15 protein-coding genes are annotated in these 20,066 nt (G+C 48.3%); 7 read left to right on the top strand and 8 right to left on the bottom strand.

Annotation, left to right across the window (positions count from 1 at the left end):
* From gpmA to modE, 7 genes are all read right to left on the bottom strand, one after another.
* Complete coding sequence (gpmA, locus tag IB196_RS15435; protein WP_003022999.1) at positions 1–753, bottom strand: 2,3-diphosphoglycerate-dependent phosphoglycerate mutase; 753 nt, start codon at positions 751–753, stop codon at positions 1–3.
* A gap of 220 nt (positions 754–973) precedes the next feature.
* Positions 974–2,014, bottom strand: coding sequence for a galactose-1-epimerase (gene galM / locus IB196_RS15430; protein WP_188231806.1), 1,041 nt, complete (start codon positions 2,012–2,014; stop codon positions 974–976).
* Complete coding sequence (galK, locus tag IB196_RS15425; RefSeq protein WP_040232498.1) at positions 2,008–3,156, bottom strand: galactokinase; 1,149 nt, start codon at positions 3,154–3,156, stop codon at positions 2,008–2,010. Before galK ends, galM begins: the two co-directional genes overlap by 7 nt.
* A 3-nt stretch (positions 3,157–3,159) precedes the next feature.
* Positions 3,160–4,206 (bottom strand): galactose-1-phosphate uridylyltransferase, encoded by a 1,047-nt coding sequence (gene galT, locus IB196_RS15420; RefSeq protein WP_005125424.1) that lies wholly within the window; start codon positions 4,204–4,206, stop codon positions 3,160–3,162.
* A gap of 9 nt (positions 4,207–4,215) precedes the next feature.
* On the bottom strand, positions 4,216–5,232 hold the full coding sequence (gene galE / locus IB196_RS15415; protein ID WP_040232497.1) for a UDP-glucose 4-epimerase GalE: 1,017 nt from the start codon (positions 5,230–5,232) through the stop codon (positions 4,216–4,218).
* 219 nt (positions 5,233–5,451) lie between these two features.
* Positions 5,452–6,924 carry a molybdate ABC transporter ATP-binding protein ModF gene (gene modF / locus IB196_RS15410; protein WP_005125422.1) on the bottom strand — a complete coding sequence of 491 codons (1,473 nt, stop codon included), beginning with the start codon at positions 6,922–6,924 and terminating at the stop codon, positions 5,452–5,454.
* A gap of 66 nt (positions 6,925–6,990) precedes the next feature.
* Positions 6,991–7,779, bottom strand: a complete 789-nt coding sequence (gene modE / locus IB196_RS15405; protein ID WP_040232496.1) for a molybdenum-dependent transcriptional regulator — start codon at positions 7,777–7,779, stop codon at positions 6,991–6,993.
* 130 nt (positions 7,780–7,909) lie between these two features.
* On the opposite strand from modE, the gene IB196_RS15400 reads away from it, so the two are divergent.
* The 4 genes from IB196_RS15400 to modC all read left to right on the top strand — a co-directional run bounded on the left by IB196_RS15400 (position 7,910) and on the right by modC (position 10,772).
* Positions 7,910–8,059, top strand: a complete 150-nt coding sequence (locus IB196_RS15400; protein WP_003023026.1) for an AcrZ family multidrug efflux pump-associated protein — start codon at positions 7,910–7,912, stop codon at positions 8,057–8,059.
* Between the two features lie 189 nt (positions 8,060–8,248).
* A complete protein-coding gene (modA, locus tag IB196_RS15395; protein ID WP_188231807.1) occupies positions 8,249–9,022 on the top strand; it encodes a molybdate ABC transporter substrate-binding protein in 774 nt (257 codons plus the stop codon).
* Complete coding sequence (gene modB / locus IB196_RS15390) at positions 9,022–9,711, top strand: molybdate ABC transporter permease subunit (protein WP_188231808.1); 690 nt, start codon at positions 9,022–9,024, stop codon at positions 9,709–9,711. Before modA ends, modB begins: the two co-directional genes overlap by 1 nt.
* 2 nt (positions 9,712–9,713) lie before the next feature.
* Positions 9,714–10,772 carry a molybdenum ABC transporter ATP-binding protein ModC gene (modC, locus tag IB196_RS15385; RefSeq protein ID WP_005125417.1) on the top strand — a complete coding sequence of 353 codons (1,059 nt, stop codon included), beginning with the start codon at positions 9,714–9,716 and terminating at the stop codon, positions 10,770–10,772.
* Here modC and IB196_RS15380 read toward each other — a convergent pair whose 3' ends face one another.
* Positions 10,773–11,591, bottom strand: a complete 819-nt coding sequence (locus IB196_RS15380) for a pyridoxal phosphatase (protein WP_005125416.1) — start codon at positions 11,589–11,591, stop codon at positions 10,773–10,775. It abuts the gene before it with no gap.
* A gap of 165 nt (positions 11,592–11,756) precedes the next feature.
* Between IB196_RS15380 and pgl the strand changes: the two genes are divergently transcribed.
* The 3 genes from pgl (at position 11,757) to IB196_RS15365 (ending at position 20,046) form a co-directional block, all read left to right on the top strand.
* Complete coding sequence (pgl, locus tag IB196_RS15375; protein WP_005125415.1) at positions 11,757–12,752, top strand: 6-phosphogluconolactonase; 996 nt, start codon at positions 11,757–11,759, stop codon at positions 12,750–12,752.
* 317 nt (positions 12,753–13,069) lie between these two features.
* Positions 13,070–16,675: a hypothetical protein gene (locus tag IB196_RS15370; protein ID WP_188231809.1), complete on the top strand. Its 3,606-nt coding sequence runs from the start codon at positions 13,070–13,072 to the stop codon at positions 16,673–16,675.
* The gene (locus tag IB196_RS15365; protein WP_188231810.1) at positions 16,672–20,046 is read left to right on the top strand and encodes an OTU domain-containing protein; all 3,375 of its coding nucleotides are present in this window, start codon (positions 16,672–16,674) and stop codon (positions 20,044–20,046) included. Before IB196_RS15370 ends, IB196_RS15365 begins: the two co-directional genes overlap by 4 nt.
* Positions 20,047–20,066: the final 20 nt, after the last annotated feature.

Raw genomic sequence — 20,066 nt, 5'->3', positions numbered from 1 at the left:
TTACTTCGCTTTACCCTGGTTGGCTACCGCTGCAGCTTTTGCTGCGATCTCGTCAGCGTTACCCAGATAGTAATGTTTGATCGGCTTGAAGTTTTCGTCGAACTCATACACCAGCGGGACACCCGTCGGGATGTTCAGTTCCAGGATCTCATCTTCGCCCATGTTATCCAGGTATTTCACCAGCGCACGCAGGGAGTTACCGTGAGCGGCGATAATCACACGCTCACCGCTTTTCATGCGCGGCAGAATGGTTTCATTCCAGTAAGGAATAACGCGATCGATGGTCAGCGCCAGGCTTTCGGTAACCGGTAACTCTTTGTCGGTCAGCTTCGCATAGCGTGGATCGTGACCCGGATAGCGCTCGTCATCTTTAGTCAGTTCCGGTGGGGTTACCGCAAAGCCACGACGCCATTGCTTAACCTGCTCGTCACCGTATTTCTCAGCGGTTTCGGCTTTGTTCAACCCCTGCAGTGCGCCGTAATGACGTTCGTTCAGTTTCCAGGATTTCTCAACCGGCAGCCAGGCCTGATCCAGTTCGTCCAGGACATTCCACAGGGTGTGGATGGCACGTTTCAGCACAGAGGTATAAGCAAAATCGAAGCTGTAGCCTTCCTCTTTCAGCAGTTTACCTGCCGCTTTTGCTTCGCCCACACCTTTTTCAGACAGGTCAACATCATACCAACCGGTAAAGCGGTTTTCGTTGTTCCACTGACTTTCACCGTGACGTACCAGAACCAGCTTAGTTACAGCCATACACTCACTCCTATAAATCATGTTGAATGATAATAATTATCATTATATTGCCGTAATGCACCAGCGGCAATGCTTACGCATAACCATAGCGAAAATAGCGGCGCAGTGTAAGGTTCTTGTGAATTCAAGGTTGCGATTTTGTCTTTGAGTGGTGGGGTTTTGAACGGATCTGGCGTGGGAATAAATGACGAGCCGGGTATCGGCTCGTCACGGTTAACTATCAGGCAGGAATAAACCGGTATTCGGTCAGGCTGGAATACTCTTCACCCGGTCGCAGGAAGCAGTCTGGCTGCGGCCATTCCGGATGATTTGGGCTGTCAGGCAGAAACTCACTTTCCAGCGCCAGTCCTTGCCAGTCGGCGTAGGCTTCAGGTCCACGGGATGGTGTGCCGCCGAGGAAATTCCCGGAATAAAACTGCAATGCCGGGGCAGAGGTGTAGACCTCCATTTGCAGTTTTTCATCCTGGGACCAGACCATGGCGACCGGTTTGCGGGCATCGCCTTGCGTCTGCAACAAGAAAGCGTGATCGTAACCTTTCACCTTGCGCTGATCGTCATCGGCCAGAAATTCGCTGTCGATGCGTTTAGGTGCCCGGAAATCGAACGAGGTGCCCGCCACGGGTTTCAGTCCGTCATGCGGGATACCCATTTCATCAACCGGCAGGTACGTATCGGCCAGAATCTGCAGCTTGTGCTGGCGCACATCCGTTTTGTCGCCGTCGAGGTTGAAATAAACGTGATTCGTCAGATTCACCGGGCAGGGCATATCCACTGTCGCACGGTAGGTAATCGAAATACGGTTATCATCGGTCAGGCGATATTGCGCGGTGGCGCAGAGGTGACCCGGAAAGCCCTGGTCGCCATCGTCAGAGGTTAAGGCAAACAGCACCTGACGGTCATTCTGATTGACTATCTGCCAGCGACGTTTGTCGAAACCGTCCGGCCCACCGTGCAGCTGGTTGTCGCCCTGACTGGGTATTAATTCGGCGGTTTCGCCGGCAAAGGTATAACGGCTGTTGGCGATACGGTTAGCGTAGCGACCAATCGAGGCTCCCAAAAATGCAGCTTGTTGTGGGTATTGCTCCGGGCTTGCGCAGCCGAGTAATGCTTCGCGCACGCTACCATCGCTGAGCGGAATACGCGCAGACAGCAGCGTCGCGCCCCAGTCCATCAGCGTGACTACCATCCCCGCGTCATTACGCAGGGTGAGCAGGCGAAACGGTTGGCCGTCGGGCGCCATTACGGGAATTTCGTTTAGCACTGTCCGGCTCCTTGTGAAGGTTTGCAGACATAAAAGGTTTCCTTGATACCGGTTTTCGCTTCGTACTGTTCAGCGACAGCCTGCTGTACGGCAGGCACCAAATCTTGTGGGATCAGCGCCACGATGCAGCCGCCGAAGCCGCCGCCGGTCATACGTACACCGCCTTTATCGCCGATGGTCGCTTTGACAATCTCTACCAGCGTATCAATTTGCGGCACGGTGATTTCAAAGTCATCGCGCATTGAGGCGTGAGATTCTGCCATCAATTGGCCCATACGCAGCAGATCGCCTTTCTCCAGCGCCTGTGCGGCTTCAACGGTACGCGTATTTTCTGTGATGACGTGGCGGACGCGTTTGGCGACAATCGGATCCAGTTCGAGGGCGACAGCGTTAAACGCTTCAAGGCTGACATCACGCAGCGCTGGCTGCTGGAAGAAACGCGCGCCGGTTTCACATTGTTCGCGGCGGGTGTTGTACTCGCTGCCAACCAGCGTGCGTTTAAAGTTGCTGTTGATGATCACCACCGCCACGCCCTCAGGCATAGAAACGGCTTTGGTGCCCAGCGTACGGCAGTCGATTAGCAGCGCATGATCTTTCTTGCCGAGCGCAGAGATGAGCTGATCCATAATGCCGCAGTTACAGCCGACAAACTGGTTTTCCGCTTCCTGGCCGTTCAGGGCAATCTGCGCGCCGTCGAGCGGCAGGTGATAGAGCTGCTGGAATACTGTACCCACAGCGACTTCCAGTGAGGCGGAAGAGCTTAGACCCGCGCCCTGCGGGACGTTACCGCTGATCACCAGATCCGCACCGCCAAAGGCGTTATTGCGCTTTTGCAGGTGCTTCACCACGCCGCGCACGTAGTTTGACCACTGCTGGGTTTCGTGGGCGATAATCGGCGCATCAAGAGAGAACTCATCAATCTGATTGTCGTAATCAGCGGCGATCACACGAACTTTTCGATCGTCGCGGGGGGCACAGCTAATGACGGTTTGATAGTCGATGGCGCAGGGCAGAACGAAGCCGTCGTTATAATCGGTGTGTTCGCCGATCAGGTTTACGCGACCCGGTGCCTGAATAGTATGGGGGGCAGGGTAGCCAAACGTTTCTGCAAACAGAGATTGTGTTTTTTCTTTCAGACTCATTATTTAAACTCCGGATTCGCGAAAATGGATGTCGCTGACCGCACGCAGTCGCTCAGCCGCTTGTTCTGCCGTCAGGTCACGCTGGGTTTCCGCCAGCATTTCATAACCGACCATAAATTTACGCACGGTCGCGGAACGCAGCAGCGGCGGGTAAAAGTGCGCGTGCAACTGCCAGTGTTCGTTTTCTTCACCGTTGAACGGCGCGCCGTGCCAGCCCATAGAGTAGGGGAATGAGCACTGGAACAGGTTGTCGTAGCGACTGGTCAGTTTTTTCAACGCCAGCGCCAGGTCGGCACGCTGTTCGTCAGTCAAATCGGTAATACGCAGCACATGCGTTTTCGGCAGCAGTAGCGTTTCGAACGGCCATGCGGCCCAGTAAGGCACAACCGCCAGCCAGTGCTCGGTTTCTACGACCGTACGGCTGCCGTCCGCCAGTTCGCGCTGGACGTAATCAACGAGCATTGGCGTGCCCTGCTCGGCAAAGTACGCTTTTTGCAGACGGTCTTCACGTTCGGCTTCGTTAGGCAGGAAACTGTTGGCCCAAATTTGTCCGTGTGGGTGCGGGTTTGAACATCCCATCGCCGCACCTTTATTCTCAAATACCTGCACCCAGGGATAGGTTTTTCCTAACTCTGCGGTCTGTTCCTGCCACGTCTGTACAATTTCTGTCAGCGCAGGGACGCTGAGTTCTGGCAGCGTTTTACTGTGATCGGGCGAGAAGCAGATCACGCGGCTGGTACCGCGTGCGCTCTGGCAACGCATTAGTGGGTCGTGGCTGTCGGGAGCATCCGGGGTATCAGACATCAGTGCGGCAAAGTCATTGGTGAAGACATAGGTCCCGGTGTAATCCGGGTTTTTGTCGCCGGTAACGCGCGTATTGCCAGCGCAGAGGAAGCAGTCCGGATCATGCGCGGGCAGTACCTGTTTAGATGGCGTTTCCTGCGCCCCCTGCCAGGGGCGTTTGGCACGATGTGGCGAAACGAGGATCCACTGTCCGGTGAGCGGATTAAAACGGCGGTGTGGATGATCGACAGGGTTGAATTGCGTCATAACGTGTCCTTAATCCGAATATCCCTGTGGATGGCGTGATTGCCAGTGCCAGGTATCTTGTGCCATTTCATCCAGTGTACGCGTCACGCGCCAGTTGAGCTCGCGATCGGCTTTGCTGGCATCAGCCCAGTAGGCAGGCAGATCGCCGTCGCGGCGCGGAGCAAAATGGTAGTTCACTGGCTTACCGCAGGCTTTGCTGAAGGCGTTGACCACATCCAATACGCTGCTACCAACGCCAGCGCCAAGGTTGTAAATATGTACCCCTTGCTTGCCTGCCAGTTTTTCCATAGCGACAACGTGGCCGTCGGCAAGATCCATCACGTGGATGTAATCGCGAACGCCGGTACCGTCTTCGGTCGGGTAGTCATTACCAAATATGGCCAGAGACTCACGGCGGCCCACGGCAACCTGCGCGATGTATGGCATCAGATTGTTAGGGATGCCTTGCGGATCTTCGCCCATGTCTCCTGACGGATGTGCGCCAACCGGATTGAAATAGCGTAGCAACGCGATGCTCCACTCAGGTTGTGCTTTTTGCAGATCGGTCAGGATCTGCTCGACCATCAGCTTACTTTTGCCGTACGGACTTTGTGGGGTGCCGGTCGGGAAGCTTTCAACGTAAGGAATTTGTGGCTGATCGCCATAGACGGTGGCGGAGGAGCTGAATATGAAGTTTTTCACGTTGGCGGCGCGCATCGCATTGACCAGACGCAGAGTGCCGTTGACGTTGTTGTCATAGTACTCCAGCGGTTTAGCAACGGATTCGCCGACGGCCTTCAGACCGGCGAAGTGGATGACCGTATCGATGGCGTGATCGTGCAGGATTTCGGTGATCAGCGCTTCGTTACGGATATCACCTTCGACGAAGGTCGGATGTTTTCCACCTAAACGCTCAATAACAGGCAGTACGCTGCGCTTACTGTTGCAGAGGTTATCAAGGATCACGACGTCGTGGCCATTCTTAAGCAACTGCACACAAGTGTGGCTTCCAATGTAACCGCTACCACCTGTAACCAATACTCTCATAATTCGCTCCGTTATGCCTATATCATGTAATGAAGATAGCATAACAAAGTTGTGAAAAGTGTGACATGGAATAAATTAGTGGAATCGTTTACACATACTGATTCTCAACGCCTGAATTGTATTTTTTGATTTTAAATCATTATGTTATTTAATGATTGCAGCTTTTGTCTGAAAAATCAGGTTTAAAAAAGGGCGCATTAGCGCGCCCCGGTATGAAAACTAACGCAGGGATGATTGCCGATAGGTGTAGATATCGCCTTCGGGCACAAACTCCAGTCGGTGGGTAATGCAGGCGGGTGCATCTTCAGCATGGTGAGAAACAAACAGCAGCTGGGTTTCACCTTCACCGATCAGAACATCCACAAAACGGCGGATCAACTGGCGGTTTAGCGGGTCCAGACCCTGCAAAGGTTCATCAAGGATCAATAGCGTAGGGTGTTTCACTAACGCGCGGACGATCAGCGCCAGGCGCTGCTGTCCCCAGGAAAGGCTGTGGAAAGGGGCGTCTGCAGTGCGTTTATCCATTCCCAGAATATCCAGCCACTGTTGTACCAGCTTGTGTTGTCTGTCTGATACGGCCTGATAAATACCGATGGAATCGAAGTAGCCTGAGAGAATGACGTTACGCACCGTGGTGCTTACCCGGTAATCCAGATGCAGGCTGCTGCTGACGTAGCCAATGTGCTTTTTAATATCCCAGATAGTTTCGCCGCTACCCCGACGACGGCCAAACAGCGTCAAATCATTGCTATAGCCCTGCGGATGATCGCCGGTGATTAAACTGAGCAGCGTTGATTTTCCCGCCCCGTTTGGACCGACAATCTGCCAGTGTTCACCTGGATTTACCCGCCAGCTCAGATGATGAAGAATCGGGCGATCGTTATAGGAAACGACCCCGTCGTTGAGCATAATCCGCGGTTCGTTCTCAGACAACATGCGGCGTACGGAAGGTTCATCCGGTTCAGGGAGGGTAATACCATCAAGCCGTTCACTGTGGGCAAGTTGGGCGATTAACGCTTGTTGCAGAAGAGCTGTTTTTTCACCGGTTTCTGTCAATGTGCAATCGGCGAGTACGCCAGCAAATTGCACAAAATCGGGGATCTCATCAAAGCGGTTTAACACCAGCACTAACGTAAAACCGGCCTGATGTAACGCCGCGAGCACCTCTGCCAACTGGCAACGTGAAGCCACATCCAGTCCGTCAAACGGTTCATCAAGGATCAGCAAATCGGGTTCAGACATCAGTGCCTGACAGAGCAGAGTTTTCCGCGTTTCGCCGGTGGAAAGGTATTTGAAACGCCTGCTAAGCAGGGCGGAGATACCAAACTGCTGTGCCAGCGCAGCGCAGCGGGCGGGGTCGTGAACCTCATCCTGAATGATTTCTGCGGTGGTGCGCCCGGTGTCGTCCTCACCGGGACTGAGAAGATCGGTGTTGTTTCGCTGCCACTCGTCGCTGACCAGTTTTTGGAGCTGCTCAAAGGAGAGTCGGGTTATACGCGCGAACTGACAGCGGCGCTCGCCTTTCAGGAGCGGTAATTCTCCCGCCAGCGCACGAGCCAGCGCGGATTTCCCGCTACCGTTCGAGCCAACAAACGCCCAGCAGTCACCCGCGTTTAACGTCAACGCATCTAACTGGAGCGTTTTTGTGTCGCTAAGACGAAACGTGCCTTGCGAAATTTGCAACGATGACATTTTGTATCCCATTATTTGCAGCGATTAATAACAGGGATACGTGTTCTTCAGGCCGATGTCAATCACTCAGCATAGTGTGGCGATAATCACTCTGTCCGCGTTGAAATAGGCAGTGACATTCGCGCCTTCTTGCAGCGATAGGGCATCGTCAGTCGGAACGGTGGCGCACAGCGTCTGTCCATCCGGCAAGGTCATTAACACTTCACACTGCTCGCTACTGCGTTCAATATGACTGATGGTGCCTTGCAATTGGTTGTCGGCGGCCTGAGCGATAGCATCATCCTGGGTGATCCCCACCCACGGCGCTTTCAACAGGATCAAGACTTCTTTGCCTTCATCAAGCCCCAGACGTTCACCGCTCTGCGCGGTAATCGCGACTTTCAGCCGGGTTGCGCCATCAGCCAGCAGGACGTCGACATGCTGCTGAACCTGGTCGTGGTCGCGCGCGGTGATAGTGCCAAACCATTGGTTACGCGCACTGGTTTGCAGTGAAAAACGAGAGATAGCCGCCAGCAGGCTATTAAGTGGAACCGCATCGTCATCGCTGAGAACATCGAAGGCTTTTTGCTGAATTTGCGCCAGCAGGTCGTACAGCTGAATCAGGCGCTGGCCGTAGCGGGTTAACACTGCACCGCCGCCGCCTTTGCCACCGGTGGCGCGCTCTACCAGCGTCTGCTCACTAAGCTGGTTCATTTCGTTAATCGCGTCCCAGGCGCTTTTATAACTGATACCTGCATCCTTCGCGCCCTGACTGATGGAGCCGGAAAGCGCAATGTGCTTAAGCAGAGAAATGCGGCGGGGATCGGCAAACAGTTTTTGCTGAAGTTTCAGTGTAAGTAGGATTTCGGCCTGCATAACAAGCTCCTGGCAAAAAAGGGTATTGTGACGGAAAACCGCGCCTGAGCATAGCCGACCGCACAAAAGGGGAGTGCTTTTCTGTGTTATGTGGTTAGAATATAACTAAGGACTATATCTGGAGTTGACCATGTTAGAGTTATTGAAAAGTCTGGTATTCGCCGTAATCATGGTACCTGTGGTAATGGCCATCATTCTGGGACTGATTTACGGACTGGGTGAAGTGTTCAACATTTTTTCCGGTATCGGTCAGAAAGACCAATCCAGACAGAACCATTGATTCCCCGAACGCCCGCTTAGCCGGGCGTTTTTTATTGCTCATTATCCAACTGCGTTAGTTCCTCAAGATCCTGCTTTCCCTGCCGATATTTTCTTTGTGTAACCTCTAATTGGTAGTAATAACCACTGGGAAAATCCTGATTTAATCGTTATATTTGCGCCTACATAACGAAACGCAAAGGAGTTACAGATGGCACGTACATGGTTACGCTTGTTTGCAGGGGCAACACTTTCTCTTACCGTTGCCGGACATGCACTGGCGGATGAAGGTAAAATCACAGTGTTTGCAGCGGCGTCGTTAACGAACGCGATGCAGGACATTGCCGCAGAATATAAAAAAGAGAAGAACGTTGATGTCGTCTCTTCTTTTGCTTCTTCTTCCACGCTGGCGCGCCAGATTGAAGCAGGCGCACCCGCCGATCTGTTTATTTCAGCCGATCAGAAATGGATGGATTACGCGGTAGACAAAAAGTCTATCGATACCGCAACGCGCAAAACGCTGCTCGGTAACAGCCTGGTCGTTGTCGCGACGAAAGCCAGTGCACAGAAAGACTTCACCATCGACAGCAAAACCAACTGGACCAGCCTGTTGAACGGCGGGCGTCTGGCCGTGGGCGATCCGGAGCATGTTCCGGCGGGCATTTACGCGAAAGAAGCGCTGCAAAAACTGGGAGCATGGGATACCCTGGCGCCGAAACTGGCTCCGGCTGAAGATGTTCGTGGCGCATTGGCGCTGGTTGAACGTAACGAAGCCCCGCTGGGCATTGTCTATGGTTCTGATGCCGTCGCCAGCAAAGGCGTAAAAGTTGTGGCGACCTTCCCGGAAGATTCGCACAAAAAAGTGGAATACCCGATCGCGGTTGTTGATGGGCACTCCAACGCAACGGTCAGCGCGTTCTATGATTACCTGAAAGGACCGCAGGCTTCTGAAATCTTCAAACGTTATGGATTTACGACCAAGTAATGATACTGACCGATCCTGAATGGCAGGCCGTCTTACTGAGCCTGAAAGTTTCTTCCCTGGCCGTGTTGTTTAGCCTGCCGTTTGGGATCTTCTTTGCCTGGCTACTGGTACGCTGTAAGTTCCCGGGCAAAGCGTTGCTCGACAGCGTACTGCACTTGCCGCTGGTACTGCCGCCGGTGGTGGTGGGGTACCTGCTGCTGGTGGCTATGGGGCGGCGCGGATTTATTGGCGAGTGGCTGTACGACTGGTTTGGCATCACCTTTGCCTTTAGCTGGCGTGGGGCGGTGCTGGCCGCGGCGGTGATGTCCTTCCCTCTGATGGTAAGGGCTCTTCGTCTGGCGCTGGAAGGCGTTGACGTCAAGCTGGAGCAGGCGGCCCGCACGCTGGGAGCCGGGCGCTGGCGCGTATTCATGACCATTACCTTACCGCTGATGCTGCCCGGTATTATTGTCGGTACGGTGCTGGCGTTTGCGCGTTCACTCGGTGAATTCGGCGCAACCATTACTTTTGTTTCTAATATCCCTGGCGAAACGCGCACCATTCCTTCGGCAATGTACACCCTCATCCAGACGCCTGGCGGCGAAAGCGCGGCGGCAAGGTTATGCATTATTTCTATTGTGCTGGCGCTGATTTCGCTGCTCATTTCTGAATGGCTGGCGCGCATTAGCCGTGAGCGGACGGGGCGATAATCATGCTGGAACTTAATTTCTCCCAGACGCTGGGAACCCACTGTCTGACGCTCAACGAAACGCTGCCCGCCAGCGGCATCACCGCGATTTTTGGTGTTTCCGGCGCGGGCAAAACGTCGCTGATTAATGCTATCAGTGGTCTGACCCAACCACAGTCCGGGCGCATTGTGCTCAACGGTCGGGTACTGAATGACGTTGAAAACGGTATCTGCTTAACTCCTGAAAAACGCCGGGTGGGCTATGTTTTTCAGGATGCGCGTCTGTTCCCGCATTATAAAGTGCGCGGCAATCTGCGTTACGGTATGGCGAAAAGCATGGCCGGACAGTTTGATAAGCTGGTGGCGCTGTTGGGTATTGAACCGCTGCTTGACCGTCTGCCCGGCGGTCTTTCCGGCGGCGAAAAACAGCGTGTCGCCATCGGTCGGGCGCTGCTTACCGCGCCGGAACTGTTGTTGCTTGATGAGCCGCTCGCCTCGCTGGATATTCCGCGTAAGCGCGAACTGCTGCCTTACCTGCAACGCCTGGCGCGTGAAATTAATATTCCGATGCTGTATGTCAGTCACTCGCTGGATGAGATTTTGCACCTGGCCGACAAAGTAATGGTGCTGGAAAATGGGCAGGTGAAAGCGTTTGGTTCGCTGGAGGACGTCTGGGGCAGCAGCGTGATGCACCCCTGGCTGCCGAAGGAACAGCAAAGCAGCATTCTGAAAGTCAGCGTCCTGGAACATCATCCTCACTACGCGATGACCGCGCTGGCGCTCGGCGATCAGCATCTGTGGGTCAATAAACTGGATCAACCGCTGCAAACCGCACTGCGTATCCGGATTCAGGCATCTGACGTTTCGCTGGTGCTGCAACCACCGCAGCAGACCAGTATTCGTAACGTGCTGCGGGCGAAAGTCGCGCAGAGCTATGACGATAACGGTCAGGTGGAAGTTCAGCTTGAGGTCGGCGGGAAAACGCTGTGGGCGAGAATTAGCCCATGGGCCAGGGATGAACTTGGGATCAAACCTGGCCTGTGGCTGTACGCACAAATTAAGAGTGTGTCGATTACTGCCTGATTACAGTAGGTGGGAATAGATAAATTTCGCGATGCTGTCGGTGGTGTTATCACCAATCACGATATTGGCGCGGGCTTTGACCGCGTCGTCCGCATTGCCCATCGCTACGCCGGTGCCTGCGGCTTCCAGCATGCTGATATCGTTAAAGTTATCGCCAAAGGCAATCACGTTTTTCATTGACCCGCCCTGGGCTTCAATCCACTGGGTCAGGCGTCGTCCTTTGCTGTTGCCTTTACGGGCGATGTCGACCTGATCGTGCCACGACCATTCACACTCCAGCCCCAGCTGCTGTTCAACATGCTTACCAAACTGCTGCAGTTTCGGAATATCTTCATCGGTCAGGGCAAATTTCCACACGGCGTTGGCGTCATGCGCCGCCTGCGCCAGCGAAGGTACCTGAGTGAAAGTAGGGCGCTGTTCCGGCGGCAGAGTTTGCGCCCAGTTAGCGGTACGCACCACATGCCCGGTCGGGCGTTCATACAGCATGGCCTCATCCACATACATCAGCCCGTGGATCTGATGTTCATTCAGCATATCGATCAGCTGCAACGCCTGGTTAACCGGAAGGGGATCGGATTCCAGCACCTTTTTCGCCTGATAATCATACAAGTAGGTGCCATTGCAGCAAATTGCAGGTGTATCCAGCGCCAGTGCCTGATAAAAAGGATGGATGGCAACGTGATGGCGACCTGTGACAATGATAAGTTGGTAGCCAGCTTCTCTGGCGCGCGCGAGCGCCTCGAGAGAGGATGGCAGCAAGGTTTTTTTCGGGGTCAACAGGGTACCGTCTAAATCCAGGGCAATCACGCGTGCGGTCATAGTTTTTTCCAGATGAAGGTTGAGAATTTTGTCTGCTGGAATGGTACACCGAGACGGGAGCCGGACAAAATTCTGAGCCTTAATTAAGCATTCACCGTTAAAAGCGTCTACCTTAGGCGTGTGTCAGGCAATTGCAGCCACCTGCCAAAAAGCAAAGGAGTATTCATGAAGCAAACCGTTTATACCGCCAGTCCTGAGAGTCAGCAAATTCACGTCTGGAGCCTGAATCACGAGGGTTCTCTGACGCTGACGCAGGTGGTTGATGTGCCGGGTCAGGTACAGCCGATGGTCGTCAGCCCGGATAAGCGCTATCTCTATGTTGGCGTGCGTCCGGAGTTTCGCGTACTGGCTTATCGTATTGCGCCTGATGACGGTGCGCTGACCTTCGCGGCAGAGTCTGCGCTGCCGGGTAGCCCAACCCATATTTCTACCGATCATCAAGGGCGTTTCGTGTTCGTTGGCTCTTATAACGCGGGCAGCGTGAGCGTCACCCGTCTGGATGATGGCCTGCCGGTAGAGCTGGTTGACGTGGTTGAAGGTCTGGACGGCTGCCACTCGGCCAACATCTCGCCGGATAACCGTACCCTGTGGGTTCCGGCGTTGAAACAGGATCGTATCTGCCTGTTCACCGTCAGCGATGATGGTCATCTGGTCGCCCAGGAACCCGCGGAAGTGACCACCGTTGAAGGTGCAGGTCCGCGTCATATGGTGTTCCATCCGAATCAGCAATATACCTACTGCGTGAATGAGCTGAACAGTTCAGTCGATGTTTGGGAACTGAAAGATCCGTACGGCAAGATTGAGTGCGTACAGACGCTGGATATGATGCCTGCTGATTTCTCCGACACCCGCTGGGCGGCAGATATCCATATTACGCCAGATGGTCGTCATCTGTACGCCTGTGACCGTACCGCCAGCCTGATTACGGTATTCAGCGTCTCAGAAGACGGAAGTGTGCTGACGAAAGAAGGCTTCCAGCCGACCGAAACCCAGCCGCGCGGTTTTAATATCGACCACAGTGGGAAATACCTGATCGCCGCCGGGCAAAAATCGCACCATATCGCGGTGTATGAGATTGCAGGCGAACAAGGGCTGCTGACGGAGAAAGGCCGTTACGCGGTAGGGCAGGGTCCGATGTGGGTGGTGATTAACGCGTACTAACAACAGCGACGCCCGTTAGCGGGCGTCGCTATCTGTAAGATTGATTGCGAATACTTTTGCTGTTTCTGCCTGTTTAATTCCCTTCTACAGTTAGCCGTACTCGCGTTTCTGCTGACGGTTTACGTTTCTTCCTTTTTCTGCATTAAACATCACTGAATTTTTGTGTAAAAAAATTTCCGGAAAATGGAGCATTTTTTGAAATTTCCCATTCAAAACATATTGTATCTTACAGAGTGATAAGAATCAATGCTGCATATATATGCTGTGATTCATTCAAAGTAGTGATAATTAAATGGATTATATTCTGGAGTAATAATATGAGTACAATTGATGTATTGAATACCGGAAGTCAATGGAGCACTGCGCCTGAAGTACAAAACTCAATTCCGAAGCAATTATGCAGAAACAAAACGGTAGGCAACTTTAGGGATAACATTAAATCTGTATCTAATTCTTCAGACAAAAAACTTTCCAGAGCTGCAACATTTCACACCATTCAACGTATTTCTGATTGTCGACCTAATAGTGAAACTACGGCCACTGTTAACGTGCCTCTAAAAGCGCAGGTTAGTGTCATGGGAACCCTGACCCTTGTTTCTGGCAGCGGTGATGACGAGAAGACCCTTAACTTACATGTGCCTGCTAAACATGTTGGTAACCCTCTGGTTAAATATCTGTTGGTAGAGAAGGATGGGGGGACTACATTTGCCAGAACGTTGGACAGAAAAGAAAGGATGACACTCATCGCTGATAGTGCCATCGATGATAGTACAGGAAAGGAATCAATCAATATTGACGGGGTTAAACATGGCGATAATATTATTCCATGGGATAATATAATTGCCTGGCAGGAACCTGAAGCAGAATATAGCACCTTTGACAAACCCAATGATGTTGTGAAGTTAAAATTATTTATCCGTGAAAAAGACCAGGACCAGGGAATCATTCTTAACGAAAATAATGCACTCCCTCCTGGCGTATTATGTGGTAAAGAATCGTTAGAGACACACTTCCCCACACTTCTGGATACATCAAAATTATTTCAAGAGAATAAAGTCAGTGTAGAATATGTAAATTCTCTTGTTCATGAATTTGGTAGTGGTGTTCCTGCCAGGGTTATAGATATAGGAATAGATGCTGATATCAAGGAGTCTTTTGGAAAGGATAAATTGTATCATTTGCAGAAAAATATCTATTTAATGTTCCGTAACTCTAATGGAAAGAATTGGGAAGCGCTACAACAAAGTAAACGCAGTGCAGGTTCAACGCGGTCTATAGCTAAAAAACACTACGCGAAAGGGATAGATGCACTGTGTGCGGACTGGCCTGCAAAATCCATGGAAGGCTGGACAGACAAAGATAAACTGCGTTGTGCAGTTATTGAGAATCTTGTTAAAGAGGGTCATCTTAAATTTATATCTAAAGCTGATGCGGAGAAATATCTTCCTACGATTTATCATGGTAAGAAATTCAATCAGTATATTAATACTGTTTACGCTGCTGACTCTGGCTATCGAACAGCTCTGAGTCGCATGGTGAACGATAATAATTTTAGCGGAATACAAGATGTTAAAACGGTATCTTCGAGAGCGGATAATATCAGGGGTGCTATTTCCAGTCTGGAGAAGTTGGGAGATCTAACCCCTAAACAAATCAAGCGCGAACTGAAACAAAAGGAAAAAGAACAGTCCGATTATCAAGTGAATCATATCATTCCGGATCGTGATGCCAAATCGGCAGAGTACGGACAAGAGATTGGTGAACTAAAAAGACAGTTGGCATTGTTAAAAAATAAAGCATATCGTAAAGAAATTACCTCACTTAAAATGGAGTTAAAAAAAATCATCGAAGCAGAACCCGGTAGTAAAGCAGAACCCGGTAGTGTGGAGAGTATGGTTGCAGAATTCCTTAAAAACAAACATGTAGAAAATGCGTTTTCTCAGAAAGGTATTAATGCGCTCAGGGAATTGAGAGATGACAAGATATCTGGGCTTCACAATCTTAAAGACAAGCATAAGCGAGAAATTTCAAGGCATGAAATCGCATGGCTGGACAACCATATTGAGACCTCGACAGTTAAGGAAGCTGCAAAAGCCTCTTCGGTAGTGAAGTCCTATTACAATCAATTATCTCTGAAAGATAAAGTCCTGTTTTTACAGCAAGAATCCACTCATGCATGGGATAAGTATGCCTCGTATTCAGGTAAAGAGCATACATCGGGCAACAGGGAATTGGCCAGAAAATATCATCATCTGGCAATCACCAGAGAAAGCCAGTTGAAGTATTTGCTTTCTTCAATAGAAAAAATGGTCGATATAAAAGGTGCCGATTTTACATTTTCATCTCATGCGCTTGAAGAGATCCGCTCGCTTAATGACGAAAAATTAAAATCTGTAAACGGAACGGATCATCAGAATAAAGAACAATGTCGCGCAACTGAGAAACAGGCAAAAAGGATTAATGAGTTTCTAAAATGGGCTAGTGATTTACCGCAAAATGCAAAAACTAACGCTACAGTAGGGCAACTCAGTCAGCCTGAAGCGAGTGAGCATATTGTTGATACGCAGGCAACTGAAGCTGCAGTGAGTCAATCCAGTGAGCAAGTTGCGAAAGAGCAGTTTATCGATATGTCGTCAAGCGAGGAACTGGGGCAAGCCACTGAATCTGTAGAGGATAAACTGATTGTAGGGTTAAATTCTGGTAAAGAAACCATTGTATCAAATACATCTACAGTATCGACTGGTTCAACTGTTCCTAAGGGTCCTGAGGGGCATAACTCTATCTTTGATGACTTCTGGACCCCGGCCGATGCCCTGGCCCAGGCCCGGGACGAGAAGGACGAGGTAGATAAGGATTATAAGTACAGGATCGGGGAGTTCATACGTGATACTGTGGAACATCTATCAGCGGATATGAAAGCTGAAATGGAGCTTGAATTTTTTCTTAAATTTGTAAGAAGTTTATATGACAAACCAATAGATTTAGTAACCGTCCCAAAAGGCTCCTCGAAGAAAGATCGAAAAAAACTAATTGACGATATTAAAGCAGGCAAGAGATTCTACCCATATGGAACTCTAACTCCAAAGGAACTCGCTAATTGGATTTTCATACTGGATTACGGCGATGGCTCATTCCAGCTAGCGACCGAGGGTTCTAAAAGAGAAGATATTTTTGAGGCAGTGTATCGAGGATTACATATAAAAGATAACGGAAAGAGTATGCTTCCTTCGTTGAGACAGCGTTCTTCTGAGTACTACGCATTGTATAAATCGCAGCATAGTGTGATAAACAATGCAAAAAGCGATTTGACCCTGGGACAGTGCCTGGATGATGATTGGGATTTTAATACACTTTGCCAAATGAATCCAAAACTAAAAAAAAGTGATGAAATGATTCAAGAGCTAAAAGAAATAAAGACAAAGCTTTCTTTTAGAATACTAAATCGCCCGGCAGTGATGGAGCAGCTTTTTGGGGAGAAATATGAATATCCTGTAGACAATAGTGCATCTGAAGTGCCGCAAACTGGCAAAATTCCTGATTCTGAAGCCAGTCAGCCTGAAGCAAGTGAGCATATTGTTGATACGCAGGCAACTGAAGCTGCAGTGAATCAATCCAGTGAGCAAGTTGCGAAAGAGCAGTTTATCGATGTATCGTCAAGCGAAGAGAAACTGGTAAATGAAGCTGCGGTGAGTCAGGATAAACCGATTGTTGGGGGTAATGAAACCCTTGCATCAAATGTATCGACTGATTCAACTGTTCCTGTGGGGGGGAGTTCTCCTGCGTTTATATTTAATATTAATGGAAAAAATATAAATGTTCTTGAGGCAAAGGCCAGGGAAACCTCTGATAGAGCAGAAAAAAAACAGTTGCTTAAAGAAATTGAAGCGCAAAAGTTAATGTTAAAAAAATTAATAAAAAAATGAATAGCTCATTTGAAAATATTGAGTTTACTGAAAACGGTATAGTGGTCACGGAATTGCAGAAGCAGAAGAATTTGTTTGTGCAGATTAAATATTTTTATGATTCAAAAGGTAAGTGTAATGAACTTGCGACAGAATATAAACCAATATCTGGCAAAGGGGATCTTAAAATACCGGGGGTGAATGGTAAGATTTATACTATTCCTGGTTGTATTTATAAGAAATATGATAGAGGGTTGATTGCTTCTCATTTCTATGAGGATTTTAAGCAAGTAGAGGAGGCAAAAATAACCCATTCTTCACATAAAGGTTTTATCGAATATATTGATTCATTAATAAATGAAAACAGATTTGATTATATGAGAAGCATGACGCCATCGGAATTGAATGATTTTCGCAAGCAAATTGGAAATATGTCTCGGCAAGACGTGATGGATAGAGATAGTAGAAAGATTGAAAGCTATTTCAAGCCGCAAACAGCGGAAAATGAAAATAATCCTGGTCAGGGGAATATTATCAGGATTAATTCTGGTAATAGAATTCCCATTATCAATAGTGAGACTAAAGGTCTTGATCCGAGATTAATGACCATTGTCAATAACTTTCCGGATGTTTTTGAAAAATATGCCAAAAATGACAATAAGTTTTCAGGCGAATTTATTTCTGAATTTTCTGAATTTTGTAAAAATAATGAGAATAAAGTTAGAAAAATTCTTGCAGAAAATTATCTTGAGTTGAAGGATGAAGACGGAATTTTTCTTCGTTTTATGAAAGAATTTTTATTTGTTGCATCCGAGGTAGACTCAGGTGTTCCTTATCTATTGAAGGATGAATCAACCATACGAATAAAATCGCTATTCTCTTCCGACGTTGAAGGTGTCCGTTCAAAGGGACTAACAAATTTAAAATTTAAAAATGGAGTTGATTTGCCACTAAATGAATTTTTTGTTAAAAAAAGATATAGTGGGGGAGATGGTGTTATTATCGATGTGGAAAATAAATTTAATTATCCCGTTTTTAATAAATTGACAAACAATTTTAAAAAAGAAAAATTATTTATGTGGCAAGAGGAAGTAAAAGCCGAAGTTGTCAATTCAAGAGTATTACTTGATGTTGTTGCTCCTACTGGTCGTATTGTGCAGGAAGTTATTAAAAATAATGATATTACTGATGTGAATATTAAACGTAAACATTATAAATATGATTTTTCAATACTTAAAGAAATGGGGATAAATAAAACTCAATTTGTTGAGATAATTAATGATTTTGACTTAAAGAACCAGGATTTTTTGCGTGTTTTTCAAGATGAAAAATATAATTGTGATAATTCTGACGATAACTCCTACTTTGACTTTAAAATGCGTGAAGGTAGCTCGCATCTCAATGAGAAATTTAATCAACTTTTTGGAGAAAAGTACTCAGACTCATCACTGGGTAGCGTTTCCGCATCTGGTGATAATGAGATAAGTGACGATCTGTCGGATGTGGCGAGACCCAGAGATTATCTTGATGATATGATTGATGCTCTTGTACCGGATGACAATGCTTCACTACCTAAAACGGGTACGGATAACCCCACAACGGTATTTTCTGTGGAACCCGTGTTGTCACCGGTAAGCGAGAATATTTCGCAGGTGTTACCGCTGCAAACCCAGACGCCATCTCAATCATTGCAAGAAAATAATGTAATTGGCAAAACGATGAGTGGTCGGGAAATCCACCGTCTACAGAGGTCTTTAGGTTTGCCTGTCAGCAACAGCAATGAAACTTCTATTCAAAAAAATGAACAGCTAGTGGAAAATAGTCAGAATACCGGCAACATTAAACGCCAGGAGCCCTCCGTTGAGGATAAGGGCACGCTTGTGGCGTTCATACGTAATACTGTGCAAAATTCATCAATGGATGTGAAAGCTGAATTGGAGATTTCTGCACTTACTGAATTTGTTAAATCTGTATATAAAAAAGAAATAAACATCATTGAAGTCCCAGAAAGTTACTCGGAGAAAGATCGAAAAAAAATGTTTGACGGTATTAAAGTAAGTAATAAAGGCCATAAGAAGATTTCCATACTGGATTACGGCGATGGCTCATTCCAGCTAGTGGCCAAGGATTCTGGAAGAGAAAGTATTTTTGAGGCAGTGAGTCGAGCATTACCTAAAGAAAGAGGGATAACGCTTCCTCCGCTGCAACATCGGTCTTATTCGAGTTTCGCACGGAAAAGATTGGATGATGTAACGGTCGCTGACACCCCCCTGGACGATATCCTGAACCGTAATTGCGATTTGAATACAGTTCTCAATATGAGAACTCCAACAAATAGAAATGGTGGGAGAAATGATAAAAAGATTCAAGAAATAAAAGAAATGAAGGCGGTTTTTTCAATTATAAAATCTAGAGATATCATGAGTGTAATAAAACCTCTCGAGGAGGATTATTCTGTAGACTATAGTACATCGAGTACATTTGGATGGCCGAGTGCATCTGAATGGACGAGTGCATCTGAATGGACGAAAACTGCCAAAATTTCTAATCCTGAAGAGCCGCAAACTGTCAAAATTTCTAATCCTGAAGAGCCGCAAACTGTCAAAATTTCTAATCCTGAAGAGCCGCAAACTGCCAAAATTTCTAATCCTGAAGTGCCACAAACTGGCAGAATTTCTAATTCTGAAGTGCCGCAAACTGGCAGAATTTCTAATTCTGAAGTTGCGTTAACTAAACAAGAAGAATTGCGGAATAAAATTCTCAGTAAAATTGATTTTAAGAAGTTTCATTCGCAAATTGATGGCGAAATAGCTGTTTTAGCTCTTTACTCATATTTGGCAAGTGAAGGCATTCGTCTTAATGTTCTTAACTCAGTTGGTAATAACCTTGTAAATCGAGTTAATTTTAACTCGGCATCAGTATCTAGACAATTAGATATAGGGACGAAGTGGAAAACTGAAAAGGATATTTACGTTGTTTTAAAAAACGGACATTATAATGGCTTTAACCTACCTGTTCCGGTACCCCGTGATGGTAACTGTCTTTTTCATTCTGCGGCGGCGATGTTAAATGCAACTGCAAAGGAGCATGAGTCTGTAATGGATGGTGTCACGCTCAATTCCATGACAAAAGCATATCTGGAAGACAATTTCAATAAGTTTATTACGGCATTCTTTAATCCTCATGATGAATCCGAAATTGAATCGGAGATAGATGAAGAACTTAAAACGCATTCTGAAGAACTGTTCAGTCTTGTGAAAGAATATAAACAATTCATAACTAAAACAACAGAACCTGCCGCTCTACAGCCTGCAGTTAGCAAGACTCTGAAACACAGTCTCAGCAAAAGAGACATCGCCCGCAAGAGCCTTTCTTCCGGGCAATCAGTCTAAGTTGATAGACATGTTCAGGG

Origin of the sequence: Citrobacter sp. C6_1, from assembly GCF_014596835.2 — a bacterium.
GTDB lineage: Bacteria > Pseudomonadota > Gammaproteobacteria > Enterobacterales > Enterobacteriaceae > Citrobacter > Citrobacter pasteurii.
This window is presented reverse-complemented; position numbering and strand designations above follow the sequence as displayed.

What these genes read in the sequence shown, in the direction of transcription:
- pgl (WP_005125415.1), top strand. Translation starts at nt 11,757, where the DNA reads ATGAAGCAAACCGTTTATACCGCCAGTCCTGAGAGTCAGCAAATTCAC.
- modF (WP_005125422.1), bottom strand. Translation starts at nt 6,924, where the DNA reads ATGTCATCGTTGCAAATTTCGCAAGGCACGTTTCGTCTTAGCGACACA.
- modE (WP_040232496.1), bottom strand. Translation starts at nt 7,779, where the DNA reads ATGCAGGCCGAAATCCTACTTACACTGAAACTTCAGCAAAAACTGTTT.
- modC (WP_005125417.1), top strand. Translation starts at nt 9,714, where the DNA reads ATGCTGGAACTTAATTTCTCCCAGACGCTGGGAACCCACTGTCTGACG.
- IB196_RS15380 (WP_005125416.1), bottom strand. Translation starts at nt 11,591, where the DNA reads ATGACCGCACGCGTGATTGCCCTGGATTTAGACGGTACCCTGTTGACC.
- galE (WP_040232497.1), bottom strand. Translation starts at nt 5,232, where the DNA reads ATGAGAGTATTGGTTACAGGTGGTAGCGGTTACATTGGAAGCCACACT.
- IB196_RS15400 (WP_003023026.1), top strand. Translation starts at nt 7,910, where the DNA reads ATGTTAGAGTTATTGAAAAGTCTGGTATTCGCCGTAATCATGGTACCT.
- galT (WP_005125424.1), bottom strand. Translation starts at nt 4,206, where the DNA reads ATGACGCAATTCAACCCTGTCGATCATCCACACCGCCGTTTTAATCCG.
- modB (WP_188231808.1), top strand. Translation starts at nt 9,022, where the DNA reads ATGATACTGACCGATCCTGAATGGCAGGCCGTCTTACTGAGCCTGAAA.
- IB196_RS15365 (WP_188231810.1), top strand. Translation starts at nt 16,672, where the DNA reads ATGAATAGCTCATTTGAAAATATTGAGTTTACTGAAAACGGTATAGTG.
- IB196_RS15370 (WP_188231809.1), top strand. Translation starts at nt 13,070, where the DNA reads ATGAGTACAATTGATGTATTGAATACCGGAAGTCAATGGAGCACTGCG.
- modA (WP_188231807.1), top strand. Translation starts at nt 8,249, where the DNA reads ATGGCACGTACATGGTTACGCTTGTTTGCAGGGGCAACACTTTCTCTT.
- gpmA (WP_003022999.1), bottom strand. Translation starts at nt 753, where the DNA reads ATGGCTGTAACTAAGCTGGTTCTGGTACGTCACGGTGAAAGTCAGTGG.
- galK (WP_040232498.1), bottom strand. Translation starts at nt 3,156, where the DNA reads ATGAGTCTGAAAGAAAAAACACAATCTCTGTTTGCAGAAACGTTTGGC.